Here is a 19058-nt window from a genome sequence, read left to right on the forward strand (position 1 = left end):
GAAGTAATGGAATTTACATGCTGATTTTCGCAAAGAACCAATCATAACTAACATTCCAAATAAAAAGCATGATGGGCGACGGCCATTTGCCGATTCCATCATGCTTTAAAAAGCTATCCATCTTTCAACAAGTAAATGTCACGTCAAACATCACCAACTCGTGAAATCCAATAATTTAAATGCCTTACTTATCAACCAGAAGACTACGCGAAAGGGCATAAAGAGCAATTCAGGAATATAAAAGAGTAGGTCGCCTAGCAACTCCCCTATAATCGATTTTCTTTTTGCTCGATTATTTTTATACCGCTTCCTTCTATCCCGTAACGCGGACATTCACCATCACCCACCCTATTAATCGCCTACATCATTACCAAATTATAACATCATCTAAACAGTATCCATTAATATTTTCACAACAAGAGCCTATTACCTTGAAAAGTTTCCATTTAACAAATATAATAAGATAGTCGTCGTTAACTTTACATGTCCCAGTAGCTCAGCAGGATAGAGCGACAGCCTCCTAAGCTGTAGGTCGTAGGTTCGATTCCTATCTGGGACGCTAATGAGAAACAGCCAAAACCTTGTTACATATGGGTTTTGGCTGTTTTATTTTATTGGTACGGTTTTACTCTTCATGTGAAACATCTTTTTGCCGAAAATTTGCCGAAAAACAATAACGATTATAGTTGTTTTTTCATACTAACTCTAGATATAGAAAATTTTAGAAAAATAATATAAACTTTATTTACGAAAGGAGGGGGGAAAATGTCTCAATCTGATTTATTAGGAGAAATATCTGGGAAAGAAAAAAGAAAACTAACTTTCGATGAAATGATAGAACATTTAGAAGAAAAAAATATTCAGTTCAATTTAATAAATAAAGTAGAAGCTAGACAGATGTTAGAGTACTCGAATTATTTATATAAGATTACTGCATATAGAAAAAATTTCGAAAAAAGTAAACATGGTAAATATAATAATTTAGAGTTTGGAATCCTATATGATTTAGCAACCATTGATATGAGGCTAAGATACTTAGTGCTTCAAATGAGTTTAGATATAGAACACTCCATTAAAACTATAATATTGTCTGATATCACCAATAACCCAAATGAGGATGGTTATAGTATTGTTAGGAATTTTCTTGCGTACACTAATGAAACAATAGATGATTATATGCATCCAATGAAATGGGAAACTCATTATAATTATGGAATTTATAACAAACACCATGTGAATCCACCTGTATGGGTCCTATTCGAAATCATCACCTTTGGTAAATTTGTTAAATTTGTTGAATTTTACAGTAAAACAAGGGACAAACGTAAGTACAAGGATTTAGAAAAAGTACTTAAGTATGTAAAGAACATTAGGAATTCCTCTGCGCATAACAGTCCAGTTCTTATAGATATCGCTAAAATTAAACAATTTAGTTCTCCAACAGCGACTATAACTTCTTTTGTTAGAAAAGTTGATTCCATAACAAATGAATCAAGCAGAAAAAGGCTCTCCAATAGAAAAACACATGACTTAACAGCTCTTCTCTATGTCTTCGATAAATACGTTAAAAGTAAGGGAATAAAAGATAATCGCTATAAAGAGCTAAAACTATTATTGGACAGATGTTTACGTTATAAAGATTACTACGCGAGTAACGAAACGTTAGTTGCGGTTTATAAATTCTTTAGCAAAATTATTGACTTTCTATACAAACCTAAGTAATATAGAATCTAAGGAAAAAATCGGTTCGCCCGGTTTGTACAGGTGGGGGAATCCTCCACCCTTAGTTTAGGGACGTTGACACTCACTTTTTAGTGAGTGTTTTTATTTTATATTTCATTTTTAATATTTTAATGATTATTTTATAATTTTTCTTGAATATTTTCTTTCCTTCTTATACAAAAAACACCCTCAAGGCTGTCACTATTATATTCTTAACTCTTAGTGTAGATAAAATTAATTGTCACAAGTTAATTCCCAGTTTTTATTATTCATTAATTTTATTTAATTTTAAACAAAACTGGTTATACCCTCAGTTTACTAACCATTTTCCAAGTCCAAATAATACGTCTACTTCAAAGCTCAGGAAAATAAAAAGGCCCTTCCGAATTCAGAAGGGATTTAATGTGAATAGAAAGCTAAAGCCTAACTAACTCATGAGGCATTACACAGGCATTAAACGCCCTTCAGCTTCTAATTCATAACTTAATACATTATGATCATTCTTTATTTGTTCTAAGAACTCCTCACTTGTTTCTAGTGTAACCAAGTTAAGGATTGGCGAATTATAAATTATTACTCCGTACAAACTCAAAGAATCAACTCTGCTCTTGTCCTTCACTCTGATCATTACTCTGATCATTAATAAACACCTCCAATAGTTTTTCGAGGTTAAACAATCCAAATCCTTGTTGATGTTCTGGTAAACCTATATCTATTGTTGCAGAATAAAGGTAAGATTTGGTATCAGGTATGCTATTCTGAAGTTTTGAAAATAGAGTGGCACAAACCCCTGTAATAATAGGAGTTGAAAATGATGTCCCGTAATCAAGCATTTGATTAAAATATATTGTACCTGATGTTAATATATTCGGTTTTTTCATCCCTGCGACTCCAGGACTGGAGTAATCTGCTAGCTGTTCTACATGCGGCTTGATGGCACCAACTGTGATAGCTTCTTGAGAATTGCCTGGACATTGAACTAAATTTTCTTTCTTATTTTCTTCTCCTCTATTCCCCGCTGCAACTACAAATAACTTATCCGAGTTTTGGGTATAATAATTTACATACTCACAAAATGTACATGGGTTCGACTCAGTGCACTTTGTTACCGAGCTGTTAAAACCAATCGACATATTAATTATATCGGCCTTAGTTACAGCCAAGTCAATAGCTTTTAAAACATTTGTACCACTTACATACCCGTCTTGGGAAACCTTAAAGCTTATTATTTTTGAACCGGGAGCTGCAAGTCGGATAATACTAGCAACCTTTGTTCCATGGTCTATAAATGGAGTACTGCCAAACGCAGTAAAATCATGATGTTCTACAACCCATTTTTCGTTAACAATCCCGGAATCTAATACCGCTACTGTCGTTCCCCAGCCTGTTAAATTATCTTTTGTCAAACTTTGAAAATCTATCCGTGGAACAATTTGTAAGTTGTTAGTGTTTCTTTGTACTGAATTTACAGTACCCTCAACATCTTGCAGTCTGCCAACTGGATCTTCCATTATGTAATCTAACTCAAAATAGCTTTCGATTTTTTCTTTCAACTCGTTTGTAATAGTGATTCCCATTATCGGTAAAATAGGTGAAGAGTATACACAACGTCCGCCATTTTTTTGAACGTAATCTAAAATCAAAGAGTCATTAGGTTCTTTATGTTTTAATAAATAGGTTTTCAGATTATTCTCCTCCATCTTGTACTTTCAGTTAATATTCTATATAAAAACCAAAAATCCTTTGAAAATTAACCTTCATAATAACATATTTATGTAATTTTTTATATTTATTTGTAAATATTCCAAGTTAATAATATGGCAATATAAAAAACTGTTTAAAGGCTCTTTCATTAATCTTTGCTTAATGATACAGAATGAAGAAGGAATTTCTTTCTTGAATGAAAAAAATAAATCGTTTAAAACGTTTTTTCTGTAGAATTAATATAGAATTAAGTGGAAAGTGATATTACCTAGTCAGAGTATCAGAAGGGGGTGTTCTCATGGAATATTTTTTAGGTGCTTTATCTGTATTAATAGGTTGGATAATAGGATTTTTCCTAAGCTATATGAAAGAAAAAGGAAAAAATGTAGCTACTAAAGAGGACATTACAGTAATCACTAGACTTACTGAGAGCGCAAAATATGATTTTCAAAAGCAACTAGAGGACCACAAACGAAGTTTTGATTTTGAAATAGAGGGCCTAAAGCATAAGCAGAATAAGTTATATACTAGCTATGAATTATTTACGGTAAAAAGACACGAGTCCTATCCTGAACTCTATAAACTATTAGAAATATGTAATGGAGCGGTTCGTAGATTAAGAGGTATACGGCGAACATTACATTTCAATAATGTTAATACTCAAGACATTAAGGCTTTTATGGAAGATAAATCTTTCACATCAAGTGATATAGACTATATATTAAGCCTCTGGGAAACACAAAATAAAAAAGCTATCACTGAAATAAATTATAGATTAGAAAGAATTAATTATAACGAAGCAGAAGAGAAATTTATTGAAGCAAATGATTATTATTTTTTTAACGTCCTATTTTTATCAGAAGAAGTAGAAAAGATGGCTAGAGATCTTTTAAATAACATTCACACTATATGGTTAAATTACGACCCAAATTATTCAATGTACGGTACAATAACAGGTGGAATTCCCTTGTCTAAAAATGAAGAATTAATCAAACAAATCGATCAATTAAGAAGCGACTTGAAGTTAAAGATGCGACAAGAACTATTGCCAAATTGAATATTTGTTAAAGAGATCTCATAGTATTCATGGATTAATTACAAAGCTAAATATAAAAGATGAAAAAGCGCCCAAAGTTTGAGCGCTTTTTTATATAATTTCCCCTCTTTTGGTGAACACTCTAAGAAGATTCTAAAACACCAATACCAGGAGAAAAATCAGATTTACTGCTTTTTCATAATAATCTCATCAATCACTTATTCTTCTAGAATTAAATTTTTCCCGTACCAACAATCAAAGTTCTATAAGTTTTTATTCAACTGACTTAAAATATACCTGTTACTTATCCAGAAACTCTGTTTTTGCATCCATACACCATCTGGTAATTCCTCTGCATCAGAAAATGATCCATCACCTATCACTTCACCACTTTCCAAAATATAAAATCTTTTTCCGCTATGTGGTTTAATATGAATAATAGGGTTATCACCCTTTTTCGGCAAATTATTCTTTATGATTACGCCAGCCGCAGTTTCTTTTTTTGTAAGTTTAATTCCACTAGCAACAACTGCTCTAATATTTTCCCACCCTGCTTTTACAATGACATCTAAATCTGTGCGAGGCATATTCCACAATTGACATCCTTTAAGTTTGTAGCCTCCTCCATCTTTTTGGAATACAACAAATAAGAATCTTGTTTCCTCAAAATAAGAATAAAGTGTTGAATCCTCCCATTCTTCATTAACAAAATCCATGAGTTTTATTTGGGGTAAAGAACTGTTTTCACTCATTGAGCCATCCTCTTCTAAACGTATAGCTTTAACAACAATATTTGCTTTTACAAACTCTTCTGCCTTATTTGATTTTATGCCCAACATTCGATAGGCCATATCAATCCATTGAGCTTTATTATTGTTATATTCTCTTCCCAAAATGTTGCATAACTCCCTATCTGTATATCCAATATATGAATTAATTTTAGAAAAAATAAGTTGTTCAAATGTTGTATTTTCAAGTTCAATTGCATCATGGACAATTGATTCATAAGTATCTATGTTATGAACGATATAATTGTTTAAAATATATGTCATATATGAATTTTTTAAGCAAAATGCTCTTCTACGTGCAGGAATTTCTGGTGCATAATACTGTGGAACTGTACTTTTTAATGCTGTAGAACCTTTTGTACACGCCCCTAGATACATTGTATCTCCCTCGGATAATTCATGCGCTTTTCCTTGTTGAATCTTACTAACTATCTTCTTATAGTCATCTTCAATTATTTTCAAATCTTCCTCTGGCGGAGAAAACAGTTTGACAAATTCAATTGGGTACAAAAGATTATTTCCCAATTCCTTATTACGCAAGTAATATACTAGCAGAATAATTCTAATTTTTTCATAAACATGGGAAGAATTAAAATCAAGGTCTATAGGTTTATCGTAGCCTATCATAGTGATAACTAAACGTTCTCCTGCCCGCAGTCTACCCTTTCTTAATTTTTCATATGGTGAGGCTTTAAGTTCAACACCAGCTTCATAAAAATCCGCGTGTTGGTCACTATTGGCCTTATAACCAAAGTAAATCTCTTCAAGAAGATTACCAAGCCCACCTTTTCTTCTAGCATTACCGTATTTATCAATAACACTAATTTTGACTTCATCATTTAAATCAGCTTCTTTTATAACATCCAAAAAAGTTTTTCCAATGAGCTGCTGACCATATTTTTCGATACTTAATGGATTAGTTTCATCATAATTTTTTATTCTTTCCATAATCAATCTTCACTTCTTTCTTTTTTCGTTCCTGGTTTTCCATTTGTTCATTTCTTATAATATCAAAAAATTCCATATTTAAGTGCATTAAAATAAGGATTGGAAAACCAAGCGAAAACAATTTTATTCTTTTCAATTTGGAAAAACCACTTTAGGAATAATGTATTTTGTCGAATGCTTAGTTGTACAAGAGGAAGGAGCAAGCCTTAAGACTAAAACAAGCCCCTCTCATTTAAGAGAAGAGCTCAAATCACTTCAGGATTTTTCACTGATATTTAATTTTAAAAAAAACGTGGAAGACTTCTACAATAAATATCTTTATAGTTAATTTCTTTTGGTTTAACTACTTCTAGAACAAGATTCCAACACTCTGATACATAAGGGAATCTTCATCACTCTCTAGATTACAAGGTGTGTTTCAACAGATGTTATTACTGTAGTTGATCCTCATCGATACCACACCCCCCTCATGTAGAAATGACCTGAGAATTCTCTGAAGCTCCCACCTCGGCCCCGAGATGACCGTTTTAATTTTTCAAAGTGGGGGATTATTTTTTCATCATTTTTTTACTGCCAAACTCATTGAGAAAACTTTAATGATTTTGAATCCTTAAAGCTGACTGCTGCTGTTGCTAGACTTTCCACTGGAGTTCCTTCCACATTCTATTGTGCTTTATTGCTTGGTGTTCCAATCGGAACGCGATATTGGTTGGAATATTAAAGTTGCGACAATGTGCAATCCAAGTCTTCTGGTTTGAAATTCTTGTCATCAATTTTTATGAGTTTTTCTAGTGAAGTTACCTTGGCGACAGCCGTAAAAAAATCTTTTCCGAATTTAGCTTTATATCGTATGGCAGAACCAGCCGTGCTTTTAAATTGAATTTCTTTACCGTCAATAATTAATTTTGTGTTTTTCTCAGCTTGCTTTTCACCTTATCTTTTCGACGTTCGAGATTATTGTGGTTTAACTTGTCAAAATCTTTTTTTCTGTTTTCCAGATAATCAGTCGACTGATATCTCAAATAATTTGGGCCACTCATTTTTTCACACCCCCTTTTGAATTTTGAAAAGGTCGCTCTATTGGAAAAGGTTCCCCCTCTCGGTCCCCTCGAATTTAAATAGAATTTAAAGTGGGTGGGGGGATTGCTTATCTATCTCCTTCAAAATTTTCACGACCCTTTCATCCTGCAATAAATGGGGAAGGGCATTAGCAACCTTCTGTTGCAGTACATTATCAAATACCTCACCATATACCTCATACATAGACATGCGCATATCCTGATTTAATGAACATTCGATAGGAATATATCTGTGCTCCCAATTTGTGTTGCGATTAATTGACGCTTCTCCATCTTCTGTTCAATCACATCTTTTCCTAACGTGTAGAAGATAGCCCTGATGTACGTATTTAAAGAAAGGTTGAACTTTTTTGCTTCACTTGATAATTGTGCATGTAGATTAACAGGTAATTTTAAAACGGTTGTTGAATGAGCTGGATCATCTTCTTTGACGAGTAGGTCCTTAATTAACCAGCGATTCTCAAGAGCATGGAATTTAGTTTCTTTCATGGTATTAACTTGGATGAAAGACCGATAGGCATTTAGTGCTTTTGAATCCTCTGCGCTTAACGGAATACGGACATCAATATCAGTTACCTCAATAGGCTTCTTTTCTGCCTTTACTGATATTGGTTTAGTTACCTTCTTAATTTTCATTATCTAAATCTCCCTTATCGTTTATTTAAAATCAATTCAATACTTCAACATCTGGTGCGACAACATCATTTTGTTATTTATTTTCTTTTTCCCTTACTACTCTTAGACTTATCTTTAAAGTTTTTAGCCTGTTTTTTTGCCTGATAAGATAATCGATTGATATGCCCTAAACGATTAACGACGTATCTGTTGCTCATAAGATCACCCCTTCATAACTAAGATATTTCAAACTAACCACCTCCTTAAAATTTTTTAAGAGCTTTTCAGTTTTTTTATTTTCCGTAGCAGAAAAATTACATTCTTCATATCATTCCTAAAGAATAAGCAATGGAGATAATGGCTGATTTCTTTTTCTGGTAAAAGATTTCTTTTTTTAGGTACATTTCCATGTAGACCTGAACATCTGTAGGAATAGACGGCTGTAAATATTTAAGCTCAATGATTTCACGTTCCACTGCATCTAATCCGTCAACTATAGCCCTATTAATCTGTTTTACTTTTAAATCATCCTTAATATAATTCTCACGAATAGAAGGAAATAACTGGCCTACTCCAACTGCTTCACATTCTCGCTTGTTCTGCAGCCTTACCTTCAATGCACGGTAAAGTTTTAGTTGCTCCTTCACCATCCTCTGCAAGACCTTATATTGGGCACCGTCCAGGTTTTTCTTTTCAGCAACTGATAAAGTTTCCTGTTTCATACAATCCCACCTTCGTGATATAATTCAGGTGGTTTAAAAACTGATTTATACATTTAATTTTTCAATGTCTTCACTATTCTCAGTAGTGGAGGCGTTTTTCTTTTTCATTTCGTCCATCATCCAGCTTTCAAACACTTGATTCATACCTTCATATGTAATCATTCCAGCCCCTTTTACTTTGCCTAGGAGATAAACCAACATAAGCCCCCATACTATTTCACCTTTTTCTTGATTCACCTCATCGTAGAAAATACGTTTTATCAACTGAAGTTCTGAATATGATGGAGTCTGTTGTTTGCCTATACGTCCACGTAATTGCTCAAATGTTGCGATTTGCTGTTTTAACTTCTTCACTCTGTTTCACTCTCCATTTATGATGATTTCTTTTCCCCGAAGCTTTACTTTTTTTAAAATATATCCCGAATACATAAAGGGACTATTTTTATTTATGCAATGAGCTCCTACATGACCTTGCTCTTTTCCGTGGTGATGGAACCTTCCACAGTGAGGGCACCAGGTACTCAAATTCCCTTCCTGATCTCTTTCTATTGCTAATAGCACTGGTGGCTTTTCTTTCTTAAGAACCATAATTCACCTCGTAAAATTAATAAGTGAAAAAGTGAAAAAACAGCTTTAATTTCGGAAACTTTTTATTTTATTTTTTCCTATAGAAACTTTTCTTTTTTTGAATCACTTTTTCACTTTTTCACTCTATATTTTCTTTCTTTCTATAGATGGAGAAGAATAGTATTCAAAAGAAGATCGGATACCAATTCCTTGAAAGTAAAACCCTTTATTATCCTTCTTTTTTCTAAATCCTCGTTCTTCGATTTTTTTGTAAAAGGTTACTTTGGGTATTTCCGTTTCTCCTGTTTCTTGGCACCAATCTTCATATTTTATATACAGTTGTTTTGAATAGGTTTTTACGCTTTCAAGTACAGTGCAGAAGTCATTTATAAAACTACCGATAGTGTCCATTTCACTTCGATATAAATCTGTTGCTTTTTCAATTTCATCTGGCGGTTTCAACCCTTCCTTTTGCCACTTTAGGCAACCTTCCACAGCCCATCGGAGAATACCTGATATTTCTTGTTTTAAGAATTTCTCGGGAAGATTTTTATCCCGATTTTCTTCTGGTATAGTAACTGTAAATGGTATTAACCGTATCCTTCTCCAAATTCCGAGATCATCACCGTTAATCACCGGTTTATGATTAGTTGTAAAGAAAATCTTAAATTGTGGTACGAATTCGAATGGATTCCCATAGAGGAATCTAGCTTGAATTGGTTCCATGCCAGTTAACTGTTTAATTAGGGATTCAGCTAACTTTGCACCCTCTTCGCTTTCTGACGCTGCTACTAATCTAGATCCTTTAAGAGTTGCAATATCGCTCCTGACAGAATCATTTTTTTTCACTGTAAAGCTGTCTGTATTCGATTGTTTTCCATAGTCCCCCATTAAATGACGTATAGTATCCAAAAAGGTAGACTTTCCGTTTTTCCCTTTACCATATAAGAAAAATACGACTTGCTCAGTGGTTTCTCCAGTTAGTGCATAACCGATAGCTTTTTGTAGAAAATCGATTAGCTCATAATTAATGTTTCCATTCTCATCACGCATAATATCCTGAAGAAACTTATCCCATAATGGACATTTAGCATTTGAATCATAAGTAATAGGAGAAATTTTGTTCATATAATAGTTGCGATCATGTTTTAATAGTTTCCCAGTCTTCAAGTCAATGACCCCATTTTCACAGTTGAACAGCCATTTATTTTGATCTAAATCTTCTGGTAAGATCGGTACCTCTGATTCAGCAAGAGATATCATCGATTCTATTTTTGCCCTGGCTTCAGAATGAACTGCGTGCTTTGAAATAGCCGCCCGGACATCCCCATCCTCTTCTTCTAGAGCTTCTTTATAAATACTCCTAACCGTTTGTTTAGCTAACTGACGTATTTGATTAGTTTCATCAGCAATCCATTGCTTTTCATTCCACAGGTACCATTTTTTAAATGTATTGTTAAACCTGATATTGTTACCGTGGTGATAAATTAATCGTTCTGAATTTCCTAAGTCTGTCCTATTAAATGATTGCTTTCGTTTAAGACTTTCTTTACCAACTACATTTCTTTTTATCGTATCTGGCTCGTAATCAGAGACTGTTTTATGAGTTGATGAAATTGCCATATCAATAGTCATCTGACCATAGGTCCTGCCGTCAGATGAATGTGGCTTGTCCCATTTCTCTCTAATTAAATTTGACTCCCGAAACATAGAATCCATTCTCGATGTATCTTTGTCCGTCCAGAATGCTAAGTGATTACACAAAGCCATATCTGTGGAAGAATGGTCTCCATTCATAAGTACACCTTGGAATAAATCTTTAATATTGCCTCCACTTTTACTATTGAACATCCTTCCCCACAAGTGAGAGTTAGATAGATTGCGAATATCCTCTCGATTCGAAACATTGATTGGGGTCTTAGCTACGGGATTCGGCTTCTCTTCTAAGTACTTTTTAAAAAGAATTTTGAATTGATCCGTACCATCCTGTACGGGTGTTTCTCCTAAATTATTTCCTGTGAAAGTGAAATACCGACCATGCCGATATATTTCTAATCCAAGTTTAGGGTTTTTCCTTCCTGTACCTGGTCCTTTGAGTGGTAAGGTCCCTTTTGCAATAATGTGGATTCCCTCACCACTTGGAGAGTATTCCGTATAACTCTGAACTGTTTCAATAACATCCTCTGCCAGTTCTGTAAGAGCTCCTTTATTCACACAATGATCAATATCAATGCCGATGAATGGATCATCCTTTGAGAACATAAAGCCGATACCGTCAAATCCTCCCTGCCTGTACTTATGTACAACGGTTTGGAAAGATGACCAAGTATGTCTATTGTTTGACTGTGCCATAGATCCATCTATTTGAAATGGAACTTTAGTTTGTTTACCTTCTCTAACTGTCGATTTCCAGAGAACCCATTGATTAGTGACTTTTAATTCATCAGGTATATTTTTAAAATTATATTGCTGCGTATTCACTATCCATTAATTCTCCCTCCTGTTTTAAAAAAGTTCTCATCCTGCATCGTGATTTATCAGGCCCGCTTCCTCCTGTTGTGTAATCCATCGATTAATAGAATCAATTTTGAATAAAATCCTTCTTCCTATTTTTATACTGGGAATACGCTTTTCACGAACCAATGTATATACTAGGCCTCTTGAAATCCCTAAATAAGCAGCAACTTCATCTGTAGTTAGAGTTGTTCTTGAAACTAACTGTGGTTTACGGACATCGTTATCTAAGTTTGCATGCTCATCGACGCCCTTATCCTCTGCAAGATAGTCAGCTACATCAACGTATTGAATGGTTTCTGTTTCAAGGTTCCACACCTTACAGAAACCCAGCTCAACTGTTTCTAAAGCCTTTACATTACTTCCATGATTTTTTGAAAAATAATGTTTATGAATTTCCATATTCCTTCCTCCCTCTTTCAACTCAACTTTTCTAAAGTATGAGAAACTTGTACATCTGAATCAAAAAAAATATCCTCTATCTTCTTTTCTAGGATTATCGATAGTTTAAATGCATCAATTAACTTTGGTTTAGCATAACCATTCTCCCAGTTACTTATAGTTGTTTTCTTACATCCCATCATAACAGCTAACTTGAATTGAGTTAGTTGTTTTTCTTTTCGTGCATAAATCAGTGCATGATTTTTCTTCATATAAACGCCTCCTTAAAGTACAAGTATCTTGTACAAACTTAGTATATATTCATAAATATTACCTGTCAATACAAATGTATGAAATATTTGTACTTTTTTTATATTCATTAATAAAGTACAATTAACTTGAACAACGAATTGATATAAGGAGGGAAAAAATAATGTTATCTAAAAGAATCAAGGAAGCACGTAAAATGAAGAATCTTACCCAAGAGCAATTAGCTGCTCTAGTAGGTACTAAAAAAGCAACAATTTCAAATTATGAAAACGAACATAGCACTCCTTCAAATAAAATGTTGAGTTCATTAGCAAATGCTTTAAATGTAACATCGGATTACTTATTAGGCCGGGTAGAGTCTCCTGAAGGTTTTATTGTTGATTATACAAAAAGTTTTTTTCCTAATAGTTTAGATGAATCCATAGACTATTTTATTAAATTACTGTTAGAGGATTCCCCCTTTTATGAAAGTATAAAAAAAGAACTTTTCGAATCAATCACTGAAGTTTTACAAAATCACGATACAGATATCAATTTTCGAATTGATTTAAAAAAAGAAACTAATATAAACGAGCAGTTAGCATTAAATCTAATTAACATAGATTCCATTACTATTAAATTAGAGCTTGTTGAAGAGCTGAAGAGAATTGCATATAAGTATCATCTTTGGTTTAATGAATTTTATTTATCTGACAGTGTCGATGAGTTAGATCTAGATAAACTACTTAATAATAGCCAATTAACATATAAAGGACAAAAAGTAACAGAAAAACAATTAAAATTAATTAAAAATTATTTAGATGCATTATTCAATTAAGGAGGAATCCATATGGCCGGTAATGGATCACTAAGAGAAAGAGGAAAAGGAAGCTGGGAACTCACTGTCTCTCTTGGTAAAGGAGCTGACGGGAAATATAATAAAAAAACAAAGACAGTAAAGGCCAAAAATAAAACAGAGGCAAGGGAATTACTTAGACAGTTTATTTATGAGGTTGAAACTGGGGAATATATCAATCTGGATAAGATTTCATTTAAAGACCTGATTGATGAGTGGAGAAAAAAACATGCTTCTTCTCTTGCTATTCGTACACAACAAGGATATGAATCTAATCTTAAATTAAGGGTACTCCCCTACTTCGGACATATGAAAGCATCCGGAATAAAGAAAATCCATATCCAAAACTTCTTTGATGAACTGAAAAAAGAAGGAGTTAGAATGGATGGTAAAAAAGAAAAACTATCTCCCTCACATATAAATAATCATCATACTTTACTTGGAAGTATTTTTTCTTTTGCTACCGACCGGGGATATTTGAAGGATAGTCCAATGAATGGTGTTAAGAAACTTAGGGTCGAAAAGAAGAAAATGAATATCTACCAAAAATCGGACATAGCGGCCCTTATGACGGCTCTAAACAATGTTCCTGATATGTGGAAGGCTCTTGTCACTTTAGCCATTGTAACAGGCGCCAGAGCAGGTGAATTGGTAGGCTTAGAATGGAAGCATATTAATTTTGAAAAAGATACTATACTAATTGAACAGTCACTAACCTTAAAAAAAGGCGAAGGCGTAAAAGTGAAATCCACAAAGACCGAAAGATCTAGGATGGTTAGTATTCCAGCTGTAGCTTCTTTGATGTTAAAAGATTTGAAGCACGAAAAAAATAAGACTAAACTACAAGCTGCAGAAATGTGGGTACGAGAATGGGAAGGTATAGACCGTGACTTTGTTTTTACTGCCCCTAATGCATTTGGACGGCCATTACGACCAGATAGCGTTACTCAATGGTGGGAACGTTTTTTAGCTAAACATGCTAATTTAAAATTTATTAATTTCCATGGACTTCGACATACATCTGTATCTATTCTAATTGACGAAAATACTCCAATGAAGGCAATAAGCGAACGTGTTGGGCACGCAAAAATAGGAACCTCTATGGATATATATGGTCACTTATTAGAGGAAGCTGATAAAAGGGCCGCTGCAAGTATGGACAAAGTATTTGGTGATTTAGGAATTAAAATGAGCAAATAATCTGTGGGCAGCGTCTATTCAGGACGCTCTTTTTTTTGCCGAAAATTCGCCGAAAAACTCAAATAAAACAGGAGAAAAATTACATACATAGACAATATTCAATAAAGTAAAATACTGATATAAAGAGGCTTACAGGTACTAAAGAATACTATAACAGAGTATATACTTACTTCTCCTAAGCTGTAGGTCGTAGGTTCGATTCCTATCTGGGACGCTAATAAAAAACAGCCAAAACCTTTCTACAAATGGGTTTTGGCTGTTTTATTTTATACAGTTATTCAGAGGCCATAAAACTACAGTCCTCTTAAATGCTTTCTATGAGCCTTTTATTAGCAGCCTAAGCATAGGAAAACTGTCGATTAAGGATCCGTTCAGAATGCCAGGCTCTTATTGGTTTTACCGACCATGAGGATGGTCATTTTTACTGTCGATATGAAGTGTATGGTCTGGTTGAACTTCTGCATAAAAGACGGCGGAGATTGTTGATATTCTAGCTTTTAATAATTGTTCATTCAGCCAGTCCGTATCAAGGTTTAACATATCCAAGTTATTCTTGTTTATTACTCCATCTGATACAACTCCTGTTATGATGGGCGGCAGTTTCTTTTGTGTACTCACAATATTCATATCTTCTCTCGTGACCGGTTGTTTATTATCTTTCTTCATAACGGAAAGTTTACCCGTAATTTCGAAAATGGCATATTCCGATTCAGTGATTGAAAAAATATTCTTTTGCCTCAGCAATGCCATAAGCGTATCTGAATCCAAATTAACCTTGCGAAGTGATTTATCCACCATTTTGCCGTTTTTGATGATAATAAGGGGTTCTCCATTCATTAATTTTCGTGCTCTTTTCGATTTAATGACAACCCGTCCTGATAAAAGTGTAAGTAAACTCCATACCATTAATGCGATAATACCGTTCAGAATGCTTAAACGATGGTTGAAAGAAAGATTCCCCGCTATTGAACCAATCGAAATGGCAGAAGCAAAATTGAAGAACGTCATCTCTGAAATCTCTTTTCTTTCCATAATCCGCGTCAGACTCAATAAAACAAGAAATGACAATGTACTTCTAATGATTATTTCGGTGATCCCAAATTATCATCCCCTTTTCACTGTATTGTTTCCTTATAATGATAGGATTATTGTAAAAATGTTCATCTGCAGGCAGCCGAAAATTAATATTTACATGTGAATTATAGTTGTTAAATATTAAATTTTTACTTTTTTTGAAAAAATTGTTTAATCTTGTCCTACCCGGGTATATAAATAGTGTAAGACATTCTCACCAAAGGAGATGATGTGCAAGATGAGTACTATCAGAAGCCAATGGAACAAAGAGAATGACGCAGCGGTGTTTAGTCCCGGTGATCAGCGCTAGAAGCTATTGAAGAGTTTGATGGAACCATAAAAGAAACGACAAATCTTCTCACCCAAAGGAGGATACTAACATGAGTATTTACAACCAATGGAATCCAGAGAATGATGAAGCGATTTTCAGTCCAGGTGATCAGTCTCAATTCAGTACGCTCACACCATTAGAAACGGTCAAACAAACGACCAACAAAATGCTTGAATTTGATTTACAAGGCACCGTACTGAATAAATTAATTGATTAATTTAAACGATAGAAAAAAGGATGGAGCAGCCGCTCCATCCTTTTTTCATTAACCAGTTACATGAATTTCGCCACTTCATCTAATGCCAATCTTGTTGTTTGGAACGAAGGAACCGCTGCCTTCCCTAACGCGATTAAAACAATCGGTACATAACGTTCAGGCACATCAAATCTTTCAATGAACTGTTGTTTGTTATATCCGCCCATTGTAACTGTGTCGTATCCCTTAGATTTTGCTATTAGCATAAGCTGCATGGAAACAAGTCCTGCATCGAAGCTAGCAATACTTTCCCTGGCTTCCTTTGATGCATGAGGATACGTATTCATTGTATTTTCTACGATGCGGGCACGTGTCCCTTCATCCATGAATCCAGCCTCTACATTCATTCCATATATTTTATCCGCATTTTTGTACATTTCTGTATCTCCCAATACCGCAATGACCGCAGAAGAGGTTTCGACACATTCCTGATTATTGGCTATCTGGCGTAGTTCCTTTTTAATTTCTTGATCCTCGATGACCATAAAGCGCCAAGGTTGAAGATTGCTTGAAGAAGGGGCTTGGATGGCTTCATTCAAAATATTTTTGATTTCTTCTGTTGGAATTTTATAAGTTGTATCGAATTTCCTGACAGAGTGACGTTCTTTTATAATGGTCGATAAGCTTTGATCAGCTGGTACATTCATGATAGTTCCCCCTTATTCTTTAAAACTAAATTACTTATTTTATATAAATTACTATTAGTAAGTTATATCGTCAACCAATTTGCTCTCAAAAAAATCCAGTAGCGATTGGATCTTTTGCTACTGGACTCTTTTCTATTATTTATCGAATTTTAGCTTTGCCAACGCATCTGCTAATGCGGTATTGATTGGCTCTTCTTTATTTTGCTTTTTCATATAATTAGAGACTTCATTTTTCGACACTTTCTTATTTTTATTTTGCCCTTTTCGCTTGTTGTAGGAAGAAAGTTTTTCGTGAAAACCACATTTGCATGTAAAGGTCTGTGCTTCACCTTGCCCTCGCATTTCCATTTTTTTATGGCATTGCGGGCACCTTGCATTTGTTACACGTGAAACACCTTTTTTATGGCCACATTCACGGTCTTGGCAAACAAGCATCTTACCTCTTTTACTGTTTACTTCAAGCATTAACTTTCCACAATCCGGGCATTTTGTGCCGGAAATGTTATCATGCTTGAATTTTTGATCACTCGTCTTGATTTCGTGCACGATATTTTGCGCATAGGTGCGCATATCGCCAATAAACGTGCGCTTCTCAAGTTTTCCCTTAGCAATGGCCGTAAGTTTTTGTTCCCACTGTGCCGTTAAAGCCGGTGAACGTAGGTCCTCAGGAGCCAACTCGAGGAGCTGTTTCCCTTTTGAGGTAACATGAAGACCTTTCCCACGTTTTTCAATCAAAAAACTATTGAACAATTTTTCAATGACGTCAGCCCGGGTAGCAACGGTACCAATACCACCGGTCTCTCCTAACGTCTTGATAAGGTCCTTACTTTCACCAGCCATGAAACGAGCAGGGTTTTCCATCGCCGATAGCAAGGTCCCTTCATTGAATGGTTCCGGTGGTTTCGTTTCCCCTTCTGTTTGTTTCACAGCTGAGATATCTAGAATGTCCCCTTTCTCGAGTGTCGGAAGCAATTGCTCTGCAAGGCCATCTTTTGCCTCCTCGTCCTCGAACTGATGATCATAGACTTCCTTCCATCCTGATTTCAAGATGACTTTTCCTTTAGCGATGAACGTTTCACTGCCCACCTTTGCGATGACCGTAGTTTGCTCATACTCAAATGGCGGCATAAGGACAGCAAGAAAACGCGTGACGACTAAATCATAGATTTTTGATTCCTTATCACTCAATTTACCCGGTAGAGGCGTTTGCTCTGTCGGGATAATGGCATGGTGATCGGTAACCTTGCTGTCATCCACGAATGATTTAGTAACTTTGATCGGGCTACGCAATATTCTCGATGCATATTGGGCATATGGTTTGATGCTGACTGCTTGTAGTCTTTCCTTCAGCGTGTCGACCAAATCCGATGTCAAGAAACGAGAATCCGTTCTAGGGTAGGTCAAGACTTTATGGCCTTCATATAAACGTTGCATGATGGATAGAGTCTCTTTCGCCGAATAACCGAATTTCTTATTGGCATCCCTTTGTAGCTCGGTTAAATCATATAGCTGTGGAGCAAAACTCTTCTTGTGGGCTTTTTTCACTTCCAACACTTCAGCGTTTTTGTTTTTTACATCAGCAAGTACTTTGTCTGCCTTTGCCTTTTCGAATGTGCGTATATCTTTCGAATGGACATCCTGCCAGACCAGGCGCAGTTTAGATTCAGCCGTAGCCGTAACGCCGTAGTATTTCTTAGGCTGGAATTGTTTAATTTCCTTTTCCTTTGCAGCAATCATCGCGAGTGTCGGCGTTTGTACACGGCCGCAAGATAACTGGGCATTATGCTTCGTTGTCAGTGCCCTTGTGGCATTCATGCCAACGATCCAATCTGCCTCAGCCCTTGCCACGGCAGAGGCGTATAGATTTTCGTACTCTTTGCCATCCTTCAGCTTATTAAATCCATCCTTAATTGCCTTGTCTGTAACGGAAGATATCCAGAGGCGCTTAATTGGTTTTTTAACATGTGCCTTTTCCAAAATCCAGCGTGCGACGAGCTCCCCTTCTCTCCCTGCATCAGTTGCGATGATGATATCGTTGACATCACTACGGTTCAATTGCGTTTTTACAGCTTGGAACTGCTTCCCGGATTGCTTGATCACTACTAGCTTCAGCGCTGGAGGCAGCATGGGAAGGTCATCGAGCCGCCATGTTTTATATTTATCGTCATACGTTTCCGGATCGGCATGGGTCACCAAATGACCGAGTGCCCAGGTGACGATATACTGACTGCCTTCCAAGTAGCCATTGCCTTTTTTTTCACAATTCAATACTTTTGCTATATCTCTCCCGACCGATGGTTTCTCGGCCAGTACGACTGTTTTACTCATAAAAAAACACCCTTTCCCTTTTAAACTGCTTCCTTCATTAT

16 protein-coding genes, 1 tRNA gene and 1 pseudogene are annotated in these 19058 nt (G+C 35.2%); 6 read left to right on the top strand and 12 right to left on the bottom strand.

Translation table 11 applies throughout. The annotated features are described in order from the left end of the window. The first annotated feature begins 485 nt into the window (after positions 1 to 485). Together ACQKL5_RS17270 and ACQKL5_RS17275 are read left to right on the top strand one after the other, a co-directional pair. A tRNA-Arg gene (locus ACQKL5_RS17270) sits at positions 486 to 559 on the top strand. Between the two features lie 206 nt (positions 560 to 765). Beyond that, positions 766 to 1722, top strand: a complete 957-nt coding sequence (locus tag ACQKL5_RS17275) for an Abi family protein (protein WP_427610134.1) — start codon at positions 766 to 768, stop codon at positions 1720 to 1722. Positions 1723 to 2318: 596 nt separating this feature from the next. Here ACQKL5_RS17275 and ACQKL5_RS17280 read toward each other — a convergent pair. Continuing rightward, complete coding sequence (locus tag ACQKL5_RS17280) at positions 2319 to 3422, bottom strand: S8 family peptidase (protein WP_427610135.1); 1104 nt, start codon at positions 3420 to 3422, stop codon at positions 2319 to 2321. A 302-nt stretch (positions 3423 to 3724) separates the two neighbouring features. Between ACQKL5_RS17280 and ACQKL5_RS17285 the strand changes: the two genes are divergently transcribed. Further along, the gene (locus ACQKL5_RS17285) at positions 3725 to 4483 is read left to right on the top strand and encodes a hypothetical protein (protein ID WP_427610136.1); all 759 of its coding nucleotides are present in this window, start codon (positions 3725 to 3727) and stop codon (positions 4481 to 4483) included. Positions 4484 to 4725: 242 nt separating this feature from the next. On the opposite strand, the gene ACQKL5_RS17290 is transcribed toward ACQKL5_RS17285, so the two are convergent. From ACQKL5_RS17290 to ACQKL5_RS17325, 8 genes are all read right to left on the bottom strand, one after another. Continuing rightward, the gene (locus ACQKL5_RS17290) at positions 4726 to 6198 is read right to left on the bottom strand and encodes a Sau3AI family type II restriction endonuclease (RefSeq protein ID WP_427610137.1); all 1473 of its coding nucleotides are present in this window, start codon (positions 6196 to 6198) and stop codon (positions 4726 to 4728) included. Positions 6199 to 7323: 1125 nt separating this feature from the next. Next, positions 7324 to 7467 carry a hypothetical protein gene (locus tag ACQKL5_RS17295; RefSeq protein ID WP_427610138.1) on the bottom strand — a complete coding sequence of 48 codons (144 nt, stop codon included), beginning with the start codon at positions 7465 to 7467 and terminating at the stop codon, positions 7324 to 7326. Between the two features lie 14 nt (positions 7468 to 7481). Then, positions 7482 to 7913, bottom strand: a complete 432-nt coding sequence (locus ACQKL5_RS17300; RefSeq protein ID WP_427610139.1) for a hypothetical protein — start codon at positions 7911 to 7913, stop codon at positions 7482 to 7484. A 302-nt stretch (positions 7914 to 8215) separates the two neighbouring features. After that, entirely contained in the window at positions 8216 to 8614 is a 399-nt protein-coding gene (locus tag ACQKL5_RS17305; protein WP_427610140.1) for an ArpU family phage packaging/lysis transcriptional regulator, read from the bottom strand. A gap of 45 nt (positions 8615 to 8659) precedes the next feature. Beyond that, positions 8660 to 8968 (bottom strand): hypothetical protein, encoded by a 309-nt coding sequence (locus ACQKL5_RS17310; protein WP_427610141.1) that lies wholly within the window; start codon positions 8966 to 8968, stop codon positions 8660 to 8662. A gap of 357 nt (positions 8969 to 9325) precedes the next feature. Continuing rightward, positions 9326 to 11662: a phage/plasmid primase, P4 family gene (locus ACQKL5_RS17315; RefSeq protein ID WP_427610142.1), complete on the bottom strand. Its 2337-nt coding sequence runs from the start codon at positions 11660 to 11662 to the stop codon at positions 9326 to 9328. Between the two features lie 36 nt (positions 11663 to 11698). Continuing rightward, on the bottom strand, positions 11699 to 12097 hold the full coding sequence (locus ACQKL5_RS17320) for a helix-turn-helix domain-containing protein (RefSeq protein WP_427610143.1): 399 nt from the start codon (positions 12095 to 12097) through the stop codon (positions 11699 to 11701). Between the two features lie 17 nt (positions 12098 to 12114). Continuing rightward, positions 12115 to 12348: a helix-turn-helix transcriptional regulator gene (locus ACQKL5_RS17325; protein ID WP_427610144.1), complete on the bottom strand. Its 234-nt coding sequence runs from the start codon at positions 12346 to 12348 to the stop codon at positions 12115 to 12117. 161 nt (positions 12349 to 12509) lie between these two features. Between ACQKL5_RS17325 and ACQKL5_RS17330 the strand changes: the two are divergent. Further along, positions 12510 to 12707, top strand: a pseudogene (locus ACQKL5_RS17330) (helix-turn-helix domain-containing protein); the annotation flags it as partial. Between the two features lie 468 nt (positions 12708 to 13175). Further along, positions 13176 to 14381, top strand: coding sequence for a tyrosine-type recombinase/integrase (locus ACQKL5_RS17335; protein ID WP_427610145.1), 1206 nt, complete (start codon positions 13176 to 13178; stop codon positions 14379 to 14381). Positions 14382 to 14777: 396 nt separating this feature from the next. Here ACQKL5_RS17335 and ACQKL5_RS17340 read toward each other — a convergent pair whose 3' ends face one another. Next, on the bottom strand, positions 14778 to 15476 hold the full coding sequence (locus ACQKL5_RS17340; protein WP_427610235.1) for a DUF421 domain-containing protein: 699 nt from the start codon (positions 15474 to 15476) through the stop codon (positions 14778 to 14780). Positions 15477 to 15835: 359 nt separating this feature from the next. On the opposite strand from ACQKL5_RS17340, the gene ACQKL5_RS17345 reads away from it, so the two are divergent. Then, positions 15836 to 16003, top strand: a complete 168-nt coding sequence (locus ACQKL5_RS17345) for a hypothetical protein (protein ID WP_427610146.1) — start codon at positions 15836 to 15838, stop codon at positions 16001 to 16003. 56 nt (positions 16004 to 16059) lie between these two features. On the opposite strand, the gene ACQKL5_RS17350 is transcribed toward ACQKL5_RS17345, so the two are convergent. After that, on the bottom strand, positions 16060 to 16689 hold the full coding sequence (locus tag ACQKL5_RS17350) for a nitroreductase family protein (protein WP_427610147.1): 630 nt from the start codon (positions 16687 to 16689) through the stop codon (positions 16060 to 16062). 135 nt (positions 16690 to 16824) lie between these two features. Further along, a complete protein-coding gene (locus ACQKL5_RS17355; RefSeq protein WP_427610148.1) occupies positions 16825 to 19017 on the bottom strand; it encodes a DNA topoisomerase III in 2193 nt (730 codons plus the stop codon). Positions 19018 to 19058 lie beyond the last annotated feature (41 nt).

This window comes from Peribacillus sp. NPDC097675, from assembly GCF_050277655.1.
GTDB lineage: Bacteria > Bacillota > Bacilli > Bacillales > DSM-1321 > Peribacillus.